This is a genomic window from Hydrogenophaga intermedia (assembly GCF_023715105.1).
GTDB lineage: Bacteria > Pseudomonadota > Gammaproteobacteria > Burkholderiales > Burkholderiaceae_C > Hydrogenophaga > Hydrogenophaga intermedia_A.
In genome coordinates this window covers 1-20,069 of sequence record NZ_JAMBNO010000037.1, presented here as the reverse complement: position 1 = coordinate 20,069, position 20,069 = coordinate 1, and the positions used below count along the sequence as shown (strand labels likewise).

At 64.4% G+C, this 20,069-nt stretch carries 16 protein-coding genes; 9 read left to right on the top strand and 7 right to left on the bottom strand.

Features of this window, described 5'->3' with window-relative positions; translation table 11 throughout:
- The first annotated feature begins 315 nt into the window (after positions 1–315).
- Genes bioA through bioB form a run of 4 tightly spaced genes read left to right on the top strand, consistent with a single transcriptional unit; the run spans position 316 to position 4,534 of the window.
- Positions 316–1,635 carry an adenosylmethionine--8-amino-7-oxononanoate transaminase gene (gene bioA, locus M3149_RS21435; RefSeq protein ID WP_251711413.1) on the top strand — a complete coding sequence of 440 codons (1,320 nt, stop codon included), beginning with the start codon at positions 316–318 and terminating at the stop codon, positions 1,633–1,635.
- Complete coding sequence (gene bioD, locus M3149_RS21430; protein ID WP_251711412.1) at positions 1,632–2,303, top strand: dethiobiotin synthase; 672 nt, start codon at positions 1,632–1,634, stop codon at positions 2,301–2,303. The genes bioA and bioD overlap by 4 nt, the downstream gene beginning before the upstream one ends.
- Positions 2,304–2,315: 12 nt before the next feature.
- Positions 2,316–3,509: an 8-amino-7-oxononanoate synthase gene (gene bioF / locus M3149_RS21425; protein WP_251711411.1), complete on the top strand. Its 1,194-nt coding sequence runs from the start codon at positions 2,316–2,318 to the stop codon at positions 3,507–3,509.
- A gap of 14 nt (positions 3,510–3,523) precedes the next feature.
- Positions 3,524–4,534 carry a biotin synthase BioB gene (gene bioB / locus M3149_RS21420; protein ID WP_251711410.1) on the top strand — a complete coding sequence of 337 codons (1,011 nt, stop codon included), beginning with the start codon at positions 3,524–3,526 and terminating at the stop codon, positions 4,532–4,534.
- 161 nt (positions 4,535–4,695) lie between these two features.
- Here bioB and M3149_RS21415 read toward each other — a convergent pair whose 3' ends face one another.
- From M3149_RS21415 to M3149_RS21385, 7 genes are all read right to left on the bottom strand, one after another.
- Positions 4,696–5,055 (bottom strand): 6-pyruvoyl trahydropterin synthase family protein, encoded by a 360-nt coding sequence (locus M3149_RS21415; RefSeq protein ID WP_251711409.1) that lies wholly within the window; start codon positions 5,053–5,055, stop codon positions 4,696–4,698.
- The gene (queE, locus tag M3149_RS21410) at positions 5,052–5,687 is read right to left on the bottom strand and encodes a 7-carboxy-7-deazaguanine synthase (protein WP_251711408.1); all 636 of its coding nucleotides are present in this window, start codon (positions 5,685–5,687) and stop codon (positions 5,052–5,054) included. The genes M3149_RS21415 and queE overlap by 4 nt, the downstream gene beginning before the upstream one ends.
- Positions 5,684–6,424, bottom strand: a complete 741-nt coding sequence (queC, locus tag M3149_RS21405) for a 7-cyano-7-deazaguanine synthase QueC (RefSeq protein WP_251711407.1) — start codon at positions 6,422–6,424, stop codon at positions 5,684–5,686. Before queC ends, queE begins: the two co-directional genes overlap by 4 nt.
- Before the next feature lie 608 nt (positions 6,425–7,032).
- Positions 7,033–8,649: an AAA family ATPase gene (locus M3149_RS21400; RefSeq protein ID WP_251711406.1), complete on the bottom strand. Its 1,617-nt coding sequence runs from the start codon at positions 8,647–8,649 to the stop codon at positions 7,033–7,035.
- Between the two features lie 17 nt (positions 8,650–8,666).
- Entirely contained in the window at positions 8,667–10,754 is a 2,088-nt protein-coding gene (locus M3149_RS21395; RefSeq protein ID WP_251711405.1) for a hypothetical protein, read from the bottom strand.
- Positions 10,755–10,969: 215 nt separating this feature from the next.
- Complete coding sequence (locus tag M3149_RS21390; RefSeq protein ID WP_251711404.1) at positions 10,970–12,520, bottom strand: site-specific integrase; 1,551 nt, start codon at positions 12,518–12,520, stop codon at positions 10,970–10,972.
- Positions 12,513–12,752 (bottom strand): hypothetical protein, encoded by a 240-nt coding sequence (locus M3149_RS21385; protein ID WP_035624045.1) that lies wholly within the window; start codon positions 12,750–12,752, stop codon positions 12,513–12,515. Before M3149_RS21385 ends, M3149_RS21390 begins: the two co-directional genes overlap by 8 nt.
- 165 nt (positions 12,753–12,917) lie before the next feature.
- On the opposite strand from M3149_RS21385, the gene M3149_RS21380 reads away from it, so the two are divergent.
- The 5 genes from M3149_RS21380 to M3149_RS21360 all read left to right on the top strand — a co-directional run bounded on the left by M3149_RS21380 (position 12,918) and on the right by M3149_RS21360 (position 19,657).
- Positions 12,918–13,112, top strand: coding sequence for a helix-turn-helix domain-containing protein (locus M3149_RS21380; RefSeq protein WP_285887408.1), 195 nt, complete (start codon positions 12,918–12,920; stop codon positions 13,110–13,112).
- Between the two features lie 79 nt (positions 13,113–13,191).
- The gene (locus M3149_RS21375; protein ID WP_251711402.1) at positions 13,192–16,878 is read left to right on the top strand and encodes an ATP-binding protein; all 3,687 of its coding nucleotides are present in this window, start codon (positions 13,192–13,194) and stop codon (positions 16,876–16,878) included.
- Positions 16,868–17,557 carry a condensin complex protein MksE gene (locus M3149_RS21370; protein WP_251711401.1) on the top strand — a complete coding sequence of 230 codons (690 nt, stop codon included), beginning with the start codon at positions 16,868–16,870 and terminating at the stop codon, positions 17,555–17,557. Before M3149_RS21375 ends, M3149_RS21370 begins: the two co-directional genes overlap by 11 nt.
- The gene (locus M3149_RS21365) at positions 17,490–18,845 is read left to right on the top strand and encodes a hypothetical protein (RefSeq protein ID WP_251711400.1); all 1,356 of its coding nucleotides are present in this window, start codon (positions 17,490–17,492) and stop codon (positions 18,843–18,845) included. Before M3149_RS21370 ends, M3149_RS21365 begins: the two co-directional genes overlap by 68 nt.
- The gene (locus M3149_RS21360) at positions 18,842–19,657 is read left to right on the top strand and encodes a DUF7281 domain-containing protein (protein ID WP_251711399.1); all 816 of its coding nucleotides are present in this window, start codon (positions 18,842–18,844) and stop codon (positions 19,655–19,657) included. The genes M3149_RS21365 and M3149_RS21360 overlap by 4 nt, the downstream gene beginning before the upstream one ends.
- The last annotated feature ends 412 nt before the right edge of the window (positions 19,658–20,069 follow it).

The window sequence follows — 20,069 nt, the reverse complement described above, 5'->3', positions numbered from 1 at the left end:
GGTGCAGCGCCACTCAGTTCCTGATCGACGTTGGGAGGTGGGGCGGGAGAAATCTCAAAACTGTCGGTCCGCTGCCGCGGCCGAAGGCGGAATGAGTCCCTCCACCCCGACGCCTCGAACATACAAGGCTGAATGCCACTGCCACTGCCACTGCCATGCGAGCTCGCTTCACTTGGCAGGAGAACGGGCTTTCGCCCATGACAAAATTGGCTATCTGCGCCCCAGCATCAAGGCCGCACGAAGGAGTTCCCCTCATGTTCCGTTTTGTCCCGAAGTTCACACGCCCGTTTAGGCGGCAAGTTTGAGGCATCGACCATGAGCGATACGCTGGCCGGGCGCAGCCTGCGCGCCGTATGGCATCCCTGCACCCAGATGAAGCATCACGAGGCGCAGCATCCCATTGCGATCACACGCGCCCAGGGCCCGTGGCTGGAGGCGGAAGACGGGCAGCGCTATCTCGATGGCATCAGCTCCTGGTGGGTCAACCTTTTCGGCCACGGCCATCGACGCCTGAAAGAGGCCTTGATCGAACAGATGGAGCAGCTGGACCACGTCATGCTGGCCGGTTTCACGCATGCGCCCGTGGTGCAACTCTCGGAGCGCCTGGCGGCACTCACCGGTCTCGGGCACGCTTTCTACGGCAGCGACGGCGCCTCGGCCACCGAGATCGCACTGAAGATGAGCGCTCATTTCTGGCGCAACGCGGGCCGACCGCAGAAGTGCAGGTTCATCGGCTTGGCCGGCGGCTATCACGGCGAGACGGTGGGCGCACTCGCCGTGACGGACATCCCGCTGTTTCGCGAAGCCTACGCGCCGCTTGTGCGGCTCGGGTCGGTGGTGCCCAGTCCGGACGCACGCGCGGCGCAACCGGGCGAGGATGCGATATCGGTGGCACGCCGGGCCGCGGCCGCGCTGGCGGCCTGGCTCGCCGAACATCACGCAAGCACCGCAGCCTTCATTCTCGAGCCGGTGGTGCAGTGCGCGGCCGGAATGGCAATGCACGATCCGGAATACCTTCGGCTTGCGCGCGCTCTTTGCGACAGGTATGAGGTCCACATGGTGGCCGACGAGATCGCCGTCGGGTTCGGCCGCACCGGGACCATGTTCGCGCACCAGCAGGCGGGCATCCGCCCCGATTTCCTGTGTCTGTCCAAAGGCATCACCGGTGGCACGCTGCCGCTGTCGGCGGTGCTCACCACAGACGCCGTGTACGCGGCCTTCTACGATGATGCGGTGACGCGCGGCTTCCTGCATTCGCATTCCTACACCGGCAATCCGCTCGGCTGCCGTGCCGCGCTGGCGACTCTCGATCTCTTCGACGAGCTTGACGCGCTCGCCGCCAACGTGGCGTTGGCACGCGCACTGGACGAAGCCTTCCTGCCGCTGAAACAACATCCCAGCGTGCGCCACGCCCGCCGCACCGGGATGATCTGGGCCTGGGACCTGGCCGATGCGCCCTCCGATTTTGCGCAGCGATACCAGCGCGAGGCGCTCGCGCGTGGCCTGCTGCTGCGGCCGATCGGCAGCACGCTGTATGCGATGCCGCCATATGTGCTGCAGCCCGACGAGGTCCGTCACCTGGGCGAGGCGGCCTTTGGCGCGCTGTGCGCGAGCCTGGACGGGGCCGCGGCGTGAGTGGCGTGTTCGTGGCCGGCACCGACACCGGCGTGGGTAAGACACTGGCGGCATGCGTCCTGCTGCACGCGCTGCGGCGCCGCCACGCACGCGTGGTCGGCATGAAGCCGGTGGCCGCAGGCGCCGTCCGTGTCGGCAACGACTGGACCAGCGACGACGCCATGGCACTGCGCGCGGCTTCCAGCATCGCTGTGCCCTGCGAGCTGGACAACCCGGTGCTGTTGCCGGAGCCGATGTCCCCGCATCTCGCCGCGCAGCGCGCGGGCGTGCCGATCGAGATCGACCGAATCGTCGCCAGTTACGGGCAATTGGCCGAGCGGGCCGATGCAGTGGTCGTCGAAGGTGCCGGCGGCTTCCTGGTGCCTCTGAGCGCGCGTGAGACCGGCGCCGATCTCGCACAGGCGCTGGGCCTGCCGGTCGTCTTGGTCGTGGGCTTGCGCCTGGGTTGCCTCAACCACGCGCTGCTCACAGCGGAGGCGATCCGCGCCCGCGGCCTGCGGCTGGCTGGCTGGATTTGCAACCGCATCGACGCGCACATGCTCCAGCCGGAGGACAACATTGCGTATCTGCGCGCGCATCTGGCCGTGCCGCTGCTGGCCGATATCGGCTTCAGCGCCAAGCCGGATCCGCGCGCCGTGTCCGTGCACCTGCCACCCGACTGGGCCTGAGGAGGAGTTTGCATGTCCTGGCTCGATGAGTTTCCCGAGCGCATCGCCGCACTCGATGCACTCCACCAGCGCCGCCGCACGCGCGAGGTGATGCCCGCCGGCGGTGCTGCTGTGATGGTGGACGGGAAGCGCATGCTCGCGTTCTGCAGCAACGACTACCTGGGGCTGGCTGGCCATCCGGCGCTCGTGCGGGCAGCGTGTGCCGGTGCCCGCGAATACGGCGTGGGCTCCGGCGGCTCGCCCCTGGTGGGCGGCCACAGTGCCGCCAACGGACGGCTTCAGCGCGAGCTGGCGGAGTTCGTGCAGATGCCGCGAGCGCTGTACTTCTATGCCGGTTACGCTACCAACATCGGCATCGTTCCTGCATTGGTGGGCGAGGGCGATGCGCTCTTCTCCGATGCCCTTAATCATGCCTGCCTGATCGATGGTGCGCGGCTGTCGCGCGCTCAAGTGCATCGCTATCCGCATGCCGACTGGGCCGCGCTTGAGCGCTTGCTCGCGGCCAGCCCCGCGCGGCGCAAGCTGCTGATCACGGATGCGGTGTTCAGCATGGACGGCGACGTGGCCGACGTGCCGCAGTTGCTGGCCCTTTGCGAACGGTACGATGCGCTGCTGCTGCTCGACGATGCCCATGGCTTCGGCGTGCTGGGGCCGCAAGGCCGCGGCACGCTGGCGCATTTCGGCCTGAGCGGTGCGCAGGCGTCGGGGCGCATCCTCTACATGGCCACGCTGGGCAAGGCGGCCGGTGTCGCCGGGGCGTTCGTCGCCGGGCCGCAGCCTTTGATCGAATGGCTGCTGCAGAAGACGCGCAGCTATATCTTCGCGACCGCCGCGCCGCCTCTGCTGGCGTCCGCGTTGAGTGCGAGCCTGGGGCTGATCGCGCAGGAGGAGCAGCGCCGAACGGACCTGCGCGCCCGCATCGCGCAACTGCGCACGGGGTTGGCTTCCATCCTGCCCGGCACGGGCTGGCAGCTCGGTGTCTCCAACACGGCCATCCAGCCGCTCGTCATCGGCCACAACGCCGCCGCACTGGCCGTGATGGAAGGCCTGCAGGCGCGTGGCCTGTGGGTGCCGGCGATCCGGCCCCCCACCGTGCCGGAAGGCACCGCGCGGCTGCGCATCGCGCTGTCGGCGTCGCACACCGCCGCGGACGTGGCGCAGTTGCTCGCCACCCTGGCCGAATTGGCCGCCCAACACCGAACCTGAAGCGAGAAGAACCGATGTCCGACATTGTCGAACGCACAGTCACCCTGCACCGGCCGGCGCGCCGGCCTGCCGCCCTGCCACAGCGCTGGCCGGTCGAAACCGTCGAAGCCATGTTCGACTTGCCGTTTGCTGAACTGCTGCACCGCGCCCAGACGGTCCACCGGGAGAACTTCGACCCGAGGCTGGTTGAACTTGCGACGCTGCTGTCCGTCAAAACGGGCGGCTGCCCGGAGGACTGCGGCTACTGCCCGCAGTCGGCGCACTACGACACCGGCGTTGACGCCACGAAGCTAATGGAGCCCGGCGAAGTTCTTCAAGCCGCGCACCGCGCACGCGAGGCGGGTGCCACACGTTTCTGCATGGGTGCGGCCTGGCGCGCCCCCAAGGACCGCGACATCGAGAAGGTGGCCGATCTCGTGCGCACCGTGAAGTCGCTTGGCCTGGAGACCTGCGCCACCCTCGGCATGCTGGAAGATGGACATGCGCAGATACTGCGCGATGCCGGTCTGGACTATTACAACCACAATTTGGACAGCGCGCCGGAGTTTTACGGTGACATCATCAGCACGCGCGAGTATCAGGACCGGCTGGACACGCTGGAGCGCGTGCGCGGCGCCGGGTTGAAGGTGTGCTGCGGCGGCATCGTCGGCATGGGTGAATCGCGTCGCCATCGTGCCGGGCTGATCGCGCAGCTTGCGAACCTGCAGCCCTATCCGGAATCGGTGCCGATCAACCATCTGGTCCGGGTCGCGGGGACACCGCTGGCTGAGCAGGATCCGCTGGATCCGTTCGAATTCGTGCGTACGATTGCGGTTGCCCGCATCACCATGCCGCGTGCGCGCGTGCGGCTTTCTGCCGGCCGCCAGCAGATGGGTGATGCGGTGCAGGCCCTGTGCTTCCAGGCCGGCGCCAACTCGATCTTCTACGGAGACAAGCTGCTCACGACCGGCAATCCCGACACCGGTGCGGACTTGAGTCTGCTGCACCGTCTCGGGCTGCGTGCCGGACAGCCTGAGCCGAAGTGAAGCTCGTGGAGCAGGGGAGCAGCTTGACGTTGAGACAGTGTCCGCGCTGGTCTGGCCACGGTCCGCCAGAAGCTGTGAAGTCCGAAGCTGAATGAGTCCGGCTCCGACCGAGGTGGGAAAGCTGGGCTAGCTCGGCTGGCGTTCGCGGTCGGCCGGCGCCGTCAACACGTCAAGCGGCAGGCATCCCCCACAGATTCCCGCCACACCTTCACACTGCTTAGAGAAGGAAAGTCCGCCTGCAACCGCGCCGCAATGTAGGCGCACAGGTTTTCCAGCGTCGGCGCGCCGAGGCCCGGCACCTCATCGAGCAGTTGGTGATCCAGCGCCGCGCGGACGCTCTCGATATCTCTACGCAGGAAACCGAGATCCACCACCATGCCGTTCGCGTCCGGCCGGCCTGCCACCGTCACCTCGGCGTGATAGGTGTGGCCGTGGATCCGCGCGCTGGGGGCGCTGTCGATCTCACGCTGGAGAGAGTGCGCCGCGTCGAAGAAGAAACGCTGGCTGATCTCGAACTTCATCGCAGCCCGACCATCTTGTGCATCTGCGTCCCCAGTTTCCAGGCCGGGTGGCGCAGGCAGGCCTCGATGCAGGCCGCCGTGTTCGATTCGCGCCTTGGGTCGTCCATCGGCTGTAAGTAACGGTGCTCGAACGGGAGCGCGGCGAGCGCCTCCAGGTCAAAACCCGGTTGCGGCCAGACCAGCTTGAGTTCATTGCCCCGGCGCACGATCCAGTCGGCTCCCGCCTTCGGGCTGACGCATACCCAATCGATGCCCGGCGGCGGCAGTACGGTGCCGTTGGTCTCGACCGCGATCTCAAAGCCGGCCTCGTGCAGGCTCGCCAGCAGTTGCGCGTCCACCTGCAACAGGGGCTCGCCTCCCGTGAGGACCACGAAGCGGTGGGCCCGGTCAGCCGTCGGCCACCGGCTCGCGATCCTGCGTGTCAGCTCCGCTGCGGTGCGGAATTTGCCCCCGTCCGAGCCGTCGGTGCCGACAAACTCGGTGTCGCAGAACTTGCAGATCGCCTGCGCACGGTCGGCTTCCCGCCCCGACCACAGGTTGCACCCCGCGAACCGACAGAACACGGCCGGACGGCCTGCGTTGGCTCCCTCGCCCTGCAGGGTGTAGAAGATTTCCTTGACCGCATAGGTCATGGCGCCACCTCGTTGCCGGGTGCCGAAGGGTGAGCCGGGGAGGACCCTCCCACGAACGCCTCGTATCCACGACGCCGCAGCTCGCAGGCCGGACACCTGCCACAGCCGTACCCCCAGGGGTGGAGCTCGCCGCGTTCGCCGAGGTAACACGTATGCGTCTCCTTGCGGATCAGCTCGATCAGCTCAGGGCCGCCCAGTTGCTGCGCGAGGACCCAAGTGGCCGCCTTGTCCAGCCACATCAACGGCGTCTCGATCACCACCGGCGTGGCCAGCCCGAGGCTCAGCGCCACCTGCAGCGCCTTAAGGGTGTTGTCCCGGCAATCCGGATAGCCGGAATAGTCGGTCTCGCACATGCCTCCCACCAGCACGGCCAGCCCGCGCCGGAACGCGATGGTGGCCGCGAACGTGAAGAACAGGAGGTTGCGCCCCGGCACGAAGGTCGTGGGCAGGCCGCTTGCAGCCAGTTCGATCGCCTTCGGTTGGGTCAGGGCCGTGTCGCTCACTTGGCCCAGCAGCGAGAGATCGAGCAGGTGGTCCGTACCCAGGCGCTGCGCCCAGGACGGAAACTCCGCCCGCAGCCGCTCCAACACGGTCGTCCTGCATTCGAGTTCGACGGCGTGCCGCTGGCCGTAGTCGAACCCGATCGTCTCCACGTGCCGGTAGCGCTGGAGGGCCCAGGCCAGACAGGTCGTGGAGTCCTGGCCGCCGGAAAAGAGAACGAGCGCGGTGTCGTGCATGGCGAAGCCCTCGATTATCCCGCGAGGGCCTCACCCGCGCAGCTTTAGGTCTTTCTCACGGGGATGTAGATCGTCGGGGGCCTTGCCGACGGGGAAGGCACGGAACAGCGCTCGAAGCTCGAGCGTGCTATGGGCCATCGGGTCCTTTTCGATGGACACCCGCACGTCGAAACGTCGCTCTCCATCCGGACAAAGGAGAGAAGAAAAACCCTCACTCAAGCCACCAGGGCCGGCGAACAGGTCGATAACGGGAATGCTATGGAGCCGTGGCATTTTCACTTTGCGCGCAGCGTCAGCGACGGCGTACTTCTTTGAGTTGTTAAGAAGTCTACCAGGCGGCCAAGCGACTCAGCACCTCACGGGCGTTCTGGCCCTGCCGAAGTTGCGCTCCCGCTGCCACGGGAACCTGCAAAGAATTTTGACTGGCGTGAATCGAGGAGCCGCTCAGCACACTGTCGTCACGCCATGCGGACTCGACTCGCCTACTGCGACCAGCTGTTTGCGAGCACGGCCCTTAAGAGAACCCCAATGGACTGATTGGCAGCGTTTGCGCAACGCCATATTTCGACAACGCAGACGCAATCTCTTGGATGCCACCCCGCGTCTTTCTAGTGCACCCACGATTGCGCCGGCTTTCCATCAGGTGACCCAAGGACGATCTCGCTCGGCAAGTCTCGCATCTCGATCACCTTGGAGACGCGGCGCACTGCCATAGCAGCTGCCGCCAACGTCACCTGATAGATCTCCCGCGCACTCAAGTGCGCCAGCGCCACCACGACCCGCCGGTCCGGTTCCTCTACTTGGAAGCCAGCCACCTTGAGAGCGTTCTTCACGACGCTCCTCGCCAGCTGAATCGCCTGCGCCGCATCCGGCGGCATGATGAAGAACTCCCTGAAGCGCGATCGCAACGTGACTGGCACCCACCAGGGGTAGTTAGCCGTGGCGATCCATGCGATCTGGCTCGCGTCAAGCTCCAGGTCCAGGCTGATGTCGCGCACCTGGGCCGCCGACACTGGCTCCAGCAGCGAATGCAGCACGCCGGTCGGCGATGAGAATCCACCCGAGGTCTTGCCCATGGTCTGCGCCTTGTCCAACTCGTCCAGGATCACGAGCGGGTTGGCGTATTCGCCAAGACCCAGCAGATCGAAGACAAGGCCGTAGCGCGAGTTGCCCCAGACAGCATCCGAGCCAAGCAGCGCCCCGGAGGTTTCGGCCTGATCCATCGGATGGCGGCGCACCGGCACCCCGAGCACTTTGGCCAGGGATTCGCAGAAGTGGGTCTTGCCGACACCGGGTGGGCCATAGAGCAGCAAGGGCGGCAAGGGAACCGGCGGCTTTGCATGGTCGGCTACTTCAGGACTTGCGCCAGCATTCCTTTTGCTCGCCCCCTTCCCTGCTCTGGCCTTCTTCCCGTTCGCGGACGCTTGCCCGGTCTCGGCGTTTCCGGCCCCGAAACCCATCTTCTGCAGCGCCACGTGATTCGCCACGAACTGGATGACGTCCCCGAAGTGCGGGTGATCCTCCTGCAGCGCCAGGATCGCCTCCACCGACGCCGGACTTCCGATCCGCCGCCAGGGCCCCCGTGTCTTGAGCAGGTAGCCCAGCGGCTCGTTCCTCTTCTTCGCATCCGAGTCCACGCTCTGCGGAGAGGCCGCTACGCGCTGCACGTCCTCTTCCCGGTACACCCGCAGGCGCTGGGTCAGGGGCAGTTTCTCGATCTGGGCCCGAAGCTTGCCCTGATCCGGGTTGAATCCCATGCGCCGCAGTTCGGCCTCCATCTTCTCCCGGGTTTGCTGCGCCTGTCGCTCGGCTTCCCTGGCAACAAGCTCCTGCCGCTCCCGCTCGCGCTGCGCTCGCTCCTGTTTCTCCACGCGCTTGGCGTGCTGGGCGGTCTCCGGCGTGTCAGCAGTCTCGTTCTCCAGAAGCGCGAGGCTGTGTTTGAGCGCCTTGAACTGCTCGGCCACACCTGGCGGCAGCAGGATCTCGTCGTCGTACCTGCCAGCGAAGTGGGGCATGCCCACGAAGTTGCCTTCCTGCAGCAGCCTTGCGCGACCTTCAGCGGGCTTCGAGGTGAAGCTCGGCGGACGGCGTCTGGTCTGCGGAGCCAGTGGGGCCAGCACTTCGCCCGCCTTGGGGCTCAAGTACGGGCTCACCGCGTCGACCATGGAAACGCCTGGTCCGATCGGGCCGGTGATCTCGGAATCGGTCTTCTTGGGATCGGTCATGTGTGCTCTCCCCGGCCTTACTTCAACGCGCGCAGCTTGTTGAAGTGGCTGATGCGGATCTGCTCGATCGCAGGGGGCACGCCCCTACCGCCGAAGCGCCGGCCCACCTGCCCCTTCTCGATGAAGGACAGGGCCACCTCGGCCTCAGGCCGCTTGCGCACCAGGTGTGCGGCCAGGCGCTGCAGCACCAGCACAGCTTTGGGGCCGGAGTACATCAAGGCGTAGACCTGCCGGTTGTGGCCGATGCGGCGTTTGACTTCATGGATCGGCGCGGGTACGCCCACGCACACCCGGAAGTGTTTAAGGGTCTGCAGGCAGTTCTGCGTCACTTGAACCACAAGGCGGTAGGTGCTGGCGCGGTTCGGGTAGGTCTGCTTCACGATGGCCACGCACCCGTCGCCATCGAGCATGCCGGCCGCCCAGGCCAGGCTCGGGCGGGGCCACGGGATGGAGCGGTTTTCATAGGCACGGCGTTCGTGGTCGGGGATGCGCACAGGCGCCGATGCCCGGGCCAAGCCGGAGAACATGGCCAAGGACGACAGCCGCGCAGAGTCATCGACATCGCTGTCGTCGATCTCGGGCATCTCGGTGAGCGGGCCTTCGTCCAGATCAAGCGCGAACTGGTCCTCGTCGGTGTCTGCACCGGTCTGGTCGCCGGCGCCTTCGGCATCGGCCTGGGCACCAGATTCAGCCGATTCGACCGGCGCACCCGGAACCCGCGCCAGCGCCGCCGTCACCAGGGTGGGCACGGGCTCCAGCGGCAGCGGCTGCTGGGCTTCGCCATCCGCATCGCGCAGCCGGGCATAGGCCTCGCGGCGAGCGAGTCGCATGGCATCGCCAAAGGTCTGCGCCATGAGCGCAAACCTCGGGTTCACCGGGTTCTTGCCCAGGGGGCCGTATTTGCTGCCGATGCGGTAATGCTGGTGCACTGCGTCGGAGAGCAGCCGCTGCAGCCAGACCCCATCGTTGACCCCGTCCTCAACAGTTCCCATCATGCCGCCCTGCCCATCGGCCTCCTCGCTCTTCGACTCCAAGTTGATGAAGCGCGTGAGCAGGCCACGCAGCGTGAGTTGGGTCAGCGGGTGCGCGGCGCGCTCGGCTTCTCGTTCACGGGCCAGGGCTTCGCCGGAGGAATAACCACCACCGGACGCCAGATCCGGCGCTGCGTGCAGTGCCCCCAGTTCGGCAATCAGGCAGGCCAGACGAACAAGCGAGGTTTCGTCGCGGGTCAGCTCCGGGCTGTTGACCTGCTCGGCCGCGACGACACCAAGGGCCAGCGGGTGAGCCACGCTGCGCGCACGCACCTCCGGCAGCAGGGCGACCAGCGCCTGCTCGATGTCGGCCCGGGCGATGGCGGACATGAAGAACGCCTGGTGAGCGGGTTTCAGGCTCAGGATGGCGTGGCTCAGGTCGGCGGTGATGCCCTCCGACAAGCCCAGGTGGTCGAGCAGCCAGGGGCCGGAGCCGCGGCCCGAGCGCGGCTGATCCATGCCCGTGACCAGCAGCGCATCCCCCGGCACACCGGGCACCCGGGTCTTGGTGGCGCGGATCCAGCGCACACGGGGAGAAGCAGCCTCGGCGATCTCGGTCTGCTCCGAGGGCGTCGGCAGCACCAGGGTCTGATCGCCGCTGCCCAGCAGAGCGATCGACACACTCCCCTCGCGGCGCGGGCAGATCTGGCCCTCCTGGTTCATGTACGGGCCCACGGGGCCGAACGGGAAAGCCGCGCTCAGCAGCGTGTTCATGCGAAACACCGAGCCCGGCTCAGCGAGTTCACCCAGCACGTTGGGCATCTCCTCGCCGGGCGAGACGGCATAGGGCGCGAAGCCACCGGTGCCCGTGCCAGTGCAGGCGTCGGAATGAGACGAAGTTTCGAGATTGGCCTTGTCGTTGGCCGCCTGCGTGTTCAGGCGCGCCGAGAGCTGGCTGCGCACGTCCTTTTCGAACTCGCCCATGTTCTTCGAGAGCTCATGCAGGATGGTCGGCATGGCCAGGGCGTGGGCCACCGGGTCGGCGTGCGGCTGGATGTGGCCGGTGAGGCCATGGGCTGATTGGTCAACGACCGGGTTGTTGATCTGGGCGGTGGTCTTGAGATTCGAGTTCATGGTCTGGGTCCTTGGTGATGAAGGGATAAGTCGGGTTTCGGGTTCGGAGATCGGGCTGTTCTGAGCGGCGGTTTCGACGTGCTCTTGTCGTCTTGGGGCTGTTTCAGGCAAGGCTTCGCCTCACCGGTGCAGCGGACACATCGGTCCGGCCGGTCAACCAGTCAGCTGGTAAGGGTTCGTTGGTCGAGAAAAGCGCCTGGGCGCTCAGCGCGGCGCTATGAGCCGTGCCTCAGGAACGGCGGCAGCGGGGGTGGCCTGAGCAAGGCGGCAAGTTCTGCCTCACCCGGATCGGTATCGGTTCGATTCCGGCCTCCTACACGCTCTGCACCTGATGCATCTTTGCGGCGGCGCGGCGCAGGCAGCACCTCGAAGGCTTGCGCCTCGTTGGCTGCCGGTGCCGGGCTGGCTTGCCCTTCCTGAAGCGGCGTGCCAGGCTGCGACACGAGAGCCGACGCATCGAGCGCATCGTTGGCCGCGGACTCGGCCGACGCAACGTGCGCCCCTGCCTGATGGGCTGCGGGCAACATGGCCGCTTCTTCCGGCAGGCGCACCACCAGACCCTGCACCGGGGCGACCGAGATGTGCTGCTTCAAGAGCCGCTCCATCGCCGAACCGTCACGGCGGGTCAGATTCGGCACGTAGCGGCTGTACACCCGAAACAGCATCTCGGTGCTGGTGTGGCCGAGCTGGCGCGCGATCCACTCCGGCGCTTCGCCCGCGGCGAGCCACAGGGTGGCAGCCGTGTGCCGCATCTGGTACGCCCTGCGGTGAGGGATATTGAGGTGGCGCAGCAGCGGCGACCAGACCCGATTCAGAAAATTCTGGTTGTCGATCGGCTCGCCCTTGCGGTTGCAGAACACGAACTCGGAGAGTTTCCCGGTCACCTTGAGCTGCGCCTGCAGGGCATCGAACACCAGATCCGTCATCTGGATGTCGCGCACGCTGCCATCGGTCTTGAGCTCGTCCTCCTCCTTCATCACGATGGCCTCGCGAACCAGGATCAGGCGGCGCTCGAAGTCGATGTACTTCCACTTCAGGCCGTGCACTTCCCCCGTGCGCATGCCGGTGAAGAAGCGCACGGTGAAGTAATTGCGAAAGTCGGCCCGCACGGTCGTGAGGATCTGCTGGACCTCCTCGAGTGTGAAGGGCATGACGTCGCTCCTCTTCATCTTCAGCGGCTTGATGTTGCGAAACGCGGACGTAAACTCCAGCCGGTCGGCCGCCTCGTTGAGGATCTGGCGCAGCGGCTTCATCACGGAGTTGATGCGACGGTTGGACAGCGTGGAGAGGCTTTTTCGGGCGGGTACTTTGGCGAGTGATGCCCGAAAAGCCAGAACGTCTGCCTTGGTGATGTGGCCGACCTCTTTCTCCCCGAAGTACGGGATCAGGTACTGGTCCAGCGACCCCCGTTGCGTGACACGGTAGCTGCGCCGCCAGGACACTTCACACTCGGCGAACCACATGTCGGCGAAGTCCTTGAACAAGGGCGTGCCGCTGCGCGTGGTGGGCTGAGAAACTTCAGTGTCGTTGCTTGAAGCTTCGGAGTCCGTCTGGCCAGACTTGGCCGGAAGTGGCTTTCCGAAAGTCTTCTCGTAGTCGAACGTGCCGAGGGCGATTTCGCCTTCGATGCGCTCCAGGGCCTTTTGGAGGCGTTTGCGGTTCATCGGCGTGTCCGCGAGAGCGGTGTACTCGCGCAGACGTTGTCCGGCGTACCGGAAGTCAAGGAACAGCGTGCCCTTGCTGTCGAGGCGGCGGATACTACCCATGGAGCATGCCTCCATTGGCCAGCGGAATCGTGGCAGAGCCGCCCGAGGACGCCATCGCCATATCGGCCTCGATGTGCTCCCAGATGTAAAGCGTCTTACGACCACCGAAGGGGCGAATGTAGTGACGCCCTTCGATGAGAACGCTGTCTTTGAGCCGATCGCGGATCGTTCGGCTGTCGTACTTGATCCGAGCGGAAAGCTCGTCCGTGGTGAGGTAGGTCGCTGTAGACACTGGTCACTCCTTTCATCCAATGCGACAATTCAGATGCCAAAAACGCTCGATGGATCGTTTTTTGTCATCCTGGACGACATTATGGACGCCTAAATGCCACTGTCAAGTGCTTTTTTGCATCCTGAGTGAAAAAAAGACACGGAGAGTGATGTGATCAAGTGCCACTTGTCCCGCCTGATGGGCGAGCGAAAGCTCAAGATCAGCGATGTTGCGCGGGACACCGGCCTTCACCGGAACACCATTACGCTTCTGTATCAGGAGACTGCGACCAGGGTCGATCTCGACGCCGTCAACGCGCTCTGCAAGTACTTCAGCGTCGGTGTCGCCGATCTGTTTGAGTACGTGCCGGACGACGCGTAAGCAAGATCAAATTCAGGAGCAAGAAGCCGGTAGACAACGCAAAGGGGAGGGAGTTAGTTTGACGTCACGTCTACGCCGCATGCTGCTGGTCAACACACGCACCAGCGGCAACGCCACTTCGGCCAGCATCAACCAGATCGATCCACGGGATGGAGCGTCCATCACCGGCGAGAACGCGGTGGGCAAGACCACGACGCTGGAACTCTTCCCGTTGTTCTTTGGGACTCTGCCCAGCCAGATTACAGAAACCGTAGGTGGTCGAGAGCCGATGCTGAAGTTCGTGCTGCCTATGCCCTACAGCGCGATCGTGTTCGAGTACCAACGTGGTAGCGATGAAGAACACGACGTGCGCTGCGCCGTACTTCGTCGTGGCGACAACGACCATCGCCCGGTCTACCGCTTCATCAACCGCGGGTTTCGCGAAGAGGCTTTCCTGCGCACCAACGAAGAGGGACGGCAGATCTTTTGCGACGACGGGCAGATGCGGGACGCCTACATCGCCATGGGGGCTCAGTGCTCCAAGTTGCTCGATATCGCCGAGTACCGAGCAGTGATCCTAGGGACCGAGGCTCGCACGCAGGACGCCAAGGAGCTGCGACGCCTGAGCACTGTTTATGGCATTGGCTCGCGCCTGACCAATCTGGATCGCCTTATCGCGGCCGTGGCCAAGGAAAAGCTGGACTTCAAAGACTTCGTACGCTTGGCCATCACGATCGTGCAGGAGCGGTTGAGCACCCATGGGGATGCCCCGAGCCGCCAGAAGGTCACCTTGCGGCAAAGCAAAGACCAGATCGCCAACTGGTTGCGTGATCGCGGTGCCCTGGAGAAGGCCTTCGGCATGGAGAAGGAAGTTGGCCTGCTTCGGGAGGCCCTGGAACAGCTCAGCAATGCCGAGGCATCGCTTCGGGCCGTGCGACAGGAGGTGGCGCCGGCCCTCAAGTTGCGTCGGGAACAGCTATTGGTCGCCACTGACGCACTGAGAGAGGCGCGAGGGGCACTGAACGAGCACGACACCAGGAGCCAGAGGACTACAGATTCCCTTCTGGCTGCGGCTGAGCAAGCCAGCTTCGCACACAACGATGCACTCAACAAGGTGCGTGCGGAAGAGGCACGCAGGAATTCATTGCATCTGGGCGAGGTCAAGGACTGGGCCAATGCCCTCGAGCGTGTGGAGCAGATGCAGGTGGATCTGCGCCACCTCGAGGCCAGCGCGGACGAGATGGCGGGAAAGTCCTCCAGTATCGAGCGCAAGTTCGCCGAGTTGATCGGCGAAGCGAACGACGCGGCCAGGGATGCGGCAGAGAAGATCCGTGCGTCGAAAGAAGATGTCAGGTCCCGATCGGACGTCGAGGCCGATGGCCTTCGAAAGGCAGCAGCGGACCACCAGGCCGCTTTGGCCGCAGAACTCAGTGACATTGAGGCTGAACTCAAGCCCCGAATCGAAGTGCTGGTCGACGAGCGGGCGACGGTTCAGGCCCAGGTCGCGTCTGCCCAGCCAAGTCAAGCGGCCGGACAGGAGCTCAAGGCAGCCCAGAACGCCCAGATCAATGCCATGCAGTGGCTCGCCGATGTTAGGAGCGCACGTGCATCGGCCGAAACGGCGTGGGAACGCGCCTTGCGCGAGCAGCATGATGCTGAGCGCGGCGTCGATGAGGCGCAGCAACGCCTTAACGAGGCCGCAGCACGCGTGACGCAAGCCCAGGCGCGCTTAACCCCCGCCGACGGCACGCTGCTGAGCGTTTTGCGAGCAAGCCCCGACGACGCCTGGAAAAGAGGCATCGCAAAAATCCTTGACCCAGCCTTGCTCTCGCGCACTGATCTCTCACCCACGTACAACCCTGGCGCGGATCAGGAGGTGGTGTATGGCTGGCAGTTCAACACAGCCCCAATCTCCCAGCCAGATTGGTCTGACGACGAACAGCTTCGCGAGGCCCTCGCGCACGCTGAAGGGGTTCACTCTGCGGCAAAGGCCCGGCTTTCAGAAGCCAAACGGGCACTCGGCACGGCAGCCCAGACTCTGGAAGCCAGGAGGAAGGCCAGGAGCGAGGCGGAAGGTGAATTAGCCGTTGCACAGAACCGCCTCGACAAGGCGAAACTTGAAGCCAAGGCGGCCGGCGATAGATGCGATCAAGAGATCGCTGAGATCAAAAGAAATGGAGCAGCCCTCGTCAAAGAGGTTGGCGATAGGCTCGCCGCCCTGCGCCTTCAACTCGAGAGTTCCCAGAAGCGGAACCACTCGGATCGTGAGCAGGTGGGAAAGGACCTCGATGCCCAACTTACCCAGCTCAGGGCCCGCACCGCGCAGGCCATAGATTCCATAGAAGGGCGCGCACTTGAAGCGCTTGCCAAAGGCAAGGCAAGCGTCGACGCGCTGCAGGCCCAGCGTGATGCCGATCTGAAGGCGGAGGGCGTCGATCCTGTTGTGCTTGCCGCACGTCGAAGTGACGCTAGGGCGCTCAAGGAGGAGATCAACCGCATCCTCGAGCGACGCCCCACAGTTGAGCTGTGGCGCCAGTGGCTCAATGAAGGCGGCGACCAGATCCTCGCCAACCTCAGAACGGCCGCCAAGATGACGGAAGTGGCTCGGACCAAGGCCCAGGTCGACCTGTCGGCCCACGAGAAGAAGGCCAAGCACGAGGGGGCTGCGCTCGCCGCGGAGGTTGGCCGCCTGGAGTCGCTCGAGCGCCTGCTAAACGAAGAAGTCAGCGTCCTGGTGGTCATCCTGGAGGAGCTCGGCCTTAGCGAGACGACCTCCCGGGAGCCCGAGCCCGACTTGCGCCTGGATGAACTGCGGTCACGCCTGAATCGCGCCCGAGCGCATGTCGAAGACAGCGAGACCTTGGTGCGCCGGCGTCACGGTCCCATCCGCGATCAACTCATTGGCCAAGCCAGCTCTGTTGCCGAGTACGTCCAGCAAAGCCTGGACGCCTTGCCCGCCGAGATGACGCCCATGGGAAGAGCGGCCGAGCTCTGCACCATCTACGCCGGCCTGCGCCGCCAAGTGCTGCCCAACGTCATCAACGACGTCACCACCATCCTGAACCAGGTGCGCCAGTTCCGCGGGGTGATCACGCGCTTCGAGAGTGAGGTGAGAAACTTCAACAAGGAGTTCCAGAAGGGCCTCAACGTTGCCCAATTCCACCGCATCGAGAGCCTGAAGGTTGAGATCGTCTCCAACTTCGGGGAAATCTCCTTCATGCGGGAGATCGATGCTATCGACCGGGTCGCGCGTGAGCACGAGACGAGTCTGGCGGTCAACGACCGCTCCAAGCTACCGTCGCCTGACACGGCGGCCGCACTCACCAAGTTCCTGCAGCTGCTGCGCCAGGACTCGACAGTCGAGCTCGATCTGGCCGCTCACGTGGACTTGAAGGGCAGCGTAACTGTCAACGGGCAAACGCGTCATTTCAGCAGGCCGACCGACCTGGAGCACATCTCCTCCACCGGCATCAACGCGATCATTTTGATCAGCCTCCTGGTGGGCATGCTCAACATGATCCGGGGCGACAACGACATCTACATCCCTTGGATCAGCGACGAGGTGGGCAAGTTCGACCCTGGCAACTTCAAGGGCCTTATGGACACCTTGCGCGAGAATCGCATCGATCCCGTGACGGCCTCCCCCACCCTCACCCACGCCGAGTTCCGCCACTTCGCCCGGCGCTATGTCTTCAAGGACCGCGGCTCGATTGGGCTCTTTGCGCCGGCGGCGCGCCCCGCACGCAAAGCCGCAGCTACGACGTCGGAAGCTGGCCATGAAGCCTGAAACCCTCGCCACCTTGCTCGCCGGCAACTTCGTGTGCCAGTACGCCTTCCCAGAGGCCTACGCGGACCTGATGGAGCTTGGCGAGGCCGAGAAGGTTGATCAGTGGTTGCAGAGCCTGGACCGGCGCCTGGCACGCCTGGGCGATGACGGGGCCTTCTTCGTAGCGCCACTGCAGGTGCACACCAATGAGCAGGTGGCCAAGGTCAAGACCGATTTGGCGCGTTTTCGGGACGTCTACGGACTCCTCGTGGAAATGCTCAACCTGGTTCGCCTGACCAAAGACGGGTTTCGCGGGGTTCCAGGGGAATACGTGCAGCTCGCCGAGATACTGATGAAGGTCAACGAGGACACCACCCTGGTGAGCCGCCTGCGTGAGCTGCGCATCCCGGGGGCGGATGCCCGGCTCTCCAACAACGAGTTAGTGCGAAGAATGCTCGAGCGCTTGCGAGCCGAAGGCTACTTGGTCGTCTCCAACGCGTCCACGGAGACCTACCAGATCACGGGCAAGGTCGATCATCTGCATGCGGTCATGCAGTACCTGGTGGAAAACGTTCCCGAACTCACCGACACCGCTCTGCCCGATGCGGATGCCGCCGAGGACGACGACGAGGATGGCCAAGTGGATCTGCTTCGCGCAGCCGCGGCAGATGACGGCCGCAAGGGAACCTCGGGTGAGTGAGCCGCTCAACCCGATCCAGCAGCTGCTCAAGGCGCTGTCGGACCATAGCGACCTGGTGAGCGAGGCGATCCGTGGTGCAGTCTCCACCGGTGGCAAGCGCAACAAGGGTATAGAGACACTCATCCGCATGCGCGCGCTCATGCCGGTGGACGAGGACACGTACTACCTCAACCCGCTGCTTCGTGAGTTCATCGGCGACTACGTCGTCAGCAGCTATGGGGCGTTTCGTCAGCTCGCGCAACTAGATACTCCCATCCGGCAGCTGCGCCAAGACTTTGACAGCCTGCGCGACTTCCGTCGTGAAGGCTCGGTGCGCGATACGGACCGGGCCATGGACCGGCTGGACCAGGCGGTGGTGCGAATCGGCTTCCTCATGGACCAGAACCTGATGATGCTGGGCGCCAAGGTGACGACGAACTTCGGTGACGTCGAGTCCGTCGCAGGCAAGATCCGTGAGAACAGCTTTTACTACAAAGAGATCGGCCGCTTCAGCCGCCAGATCGTGATCTTGGACGCGCGGGTCCAGGAGATGGCGAACGAAGCGATCGGTTTACACCTGCCCGAGGTGCGTCGTCTGCTCAACGTACGCATCCTCTCCCGCTTGGCCGACTGGACCGCACGTATCGGCGACATCCAGCGTGTTGTCTCCAAGAATCTGTTCTCGCTACGCCAGATGGAGCAGCGCCAGCGAAACCTGGCCAACGTTGCCTTGTGGCTGTCCAAAAACCGGATGAGCGAGGGCTTCGAGCTCGACGTGAAGCCAGCGGTCGTTGCCAAGCTGACCACCCCGGAGAGTCTGATCACCACCTGGAACGTGGACGTCGCGGACAACGACCCCGTGGTCACCGATGGCGTGCTATCTGCAGCCAAGCGACTTCCACCCGTCGCCACAGCGCCCAAGCCCGAGCCCCTCGAGTCGCCCGAGGTGATCGCCACCTCACAGGCGATGGTCGAACCCCTCGTCGAGCCGATCGATGAACTCATCGATGCATACGTTGACTTCATACGGGCCAACCCTGCAATCAACGACTCTCAAGTCGCGTCCCTCCTCCAATGGCGCGAGCGCCACGGAGAGGCATATGGCCTAGAAGACTCGGTGACGGACGAGGAATGGTTGCTCTACGCCTGCGCGCAGATCGCATCCGCCGGGCTGCAGGTCGACGTCCTCGCTCGAGCTCGTGCACACGGCGAGTTCAACGACTTCTTCACGGATGCCTACGCGCATATCGTGACCAATCCTCACGCAACCACCCCTCTGACTTCAGGCGCGGCGTCGCTGAGTTCATGAGTTACACCTCCTACGAGATCGCCTTCCTGCAGGACCTGGTGGCCAAGGGTTCGGGGCAGAAGGCCGCCTCATCTACCTCGAGGTCACTCGGCCAGCACTACGGCATGGGCCAGCACATTGGAAGCCGGTTCACCTTCACCGAGTCGGACGCCGCCCGGGCGCGCCTGATGCTGGTCAATGCCAGTATCCCGATCGTGCCACCGAGCACTGGACTACGGCGAGCAGAGGCCGCACGGAACAACCCAACCAAGGAGAAGGCCGGCACGCTGGCCCCTCACGAGGACTCCATCGCCGTAAAGGCCGCCCACGGACACTGCGATCTCGACGGCCATCCCGTGGTCACCCAGGGTTACCAGGTGCTCACTTTGGAGCAGGCACTCAGAGTGCGCGCCGACGTTCTACTCGTGGTGGAGAACTTGGAGAGCCTGCGCTTTCTTGAGCGAAACCGCTGGATCGACTACGAGGGCAAGGCTGTACTGGCAGTATTCCGCGGGGACCGGACTCTAAGAGCCGACGTTGTCGCGCGCTTCATTGAAAGCAGCGGCGCTGCCGTGTGGGCCTACTTTGACTTCGACCCTGCGGGTCTGGGCATGTCCGCAAAGCTCCCGCGACTGCAAAGAATCTTGCTCCCCCCGGAAGCGGCGCTTGCTCGTGCAGCGCGCAAGGCAAACCAAGTACACCTGTATGCAGATCAAGGCGGCCAATGGAATCGAGTCCTAATGTCCGACGAGCGTCCAATGGTACAGCGGCCTTGGGAGCTGTTGAGGCAGCTTCGTGTCGGACTAGCTCAAGAACTAATGGACATGCTTTGAATGCGGTCGAACCGGAGTAAACCACCATCTGAATAGTCACTCTGGAGTGGGTTACTGGTCGACCAGCCAAATGTGGGACTCGCTACGCTCAAAGCAAGTGCCCGCTCAAAGGCTTCTTTGCAGCGGCTGTACTACTTAATCTGTGCGCACTTACTGGCAGTTCCACCGTGGCATTCGGCCACTTGAACGGAGAACCGAAAGGTGTGCTGCCCAAATGAGACTTGAGTTGGCAGCGATACGCCCCCTCCATTGGACCGATTTTTTGTCATTGGGCCTACCATTCGAGTGATCTTGCCCCCGTATTCCCGGACCCGTCCTATTCGCAACGTAACGCCGCGTCCTTGACGGGTGAGCGGCGTGCCTGGGCGGCCTGATGCCGCCGGAACTCTCTGGGTGAACGCATTTTCAACGA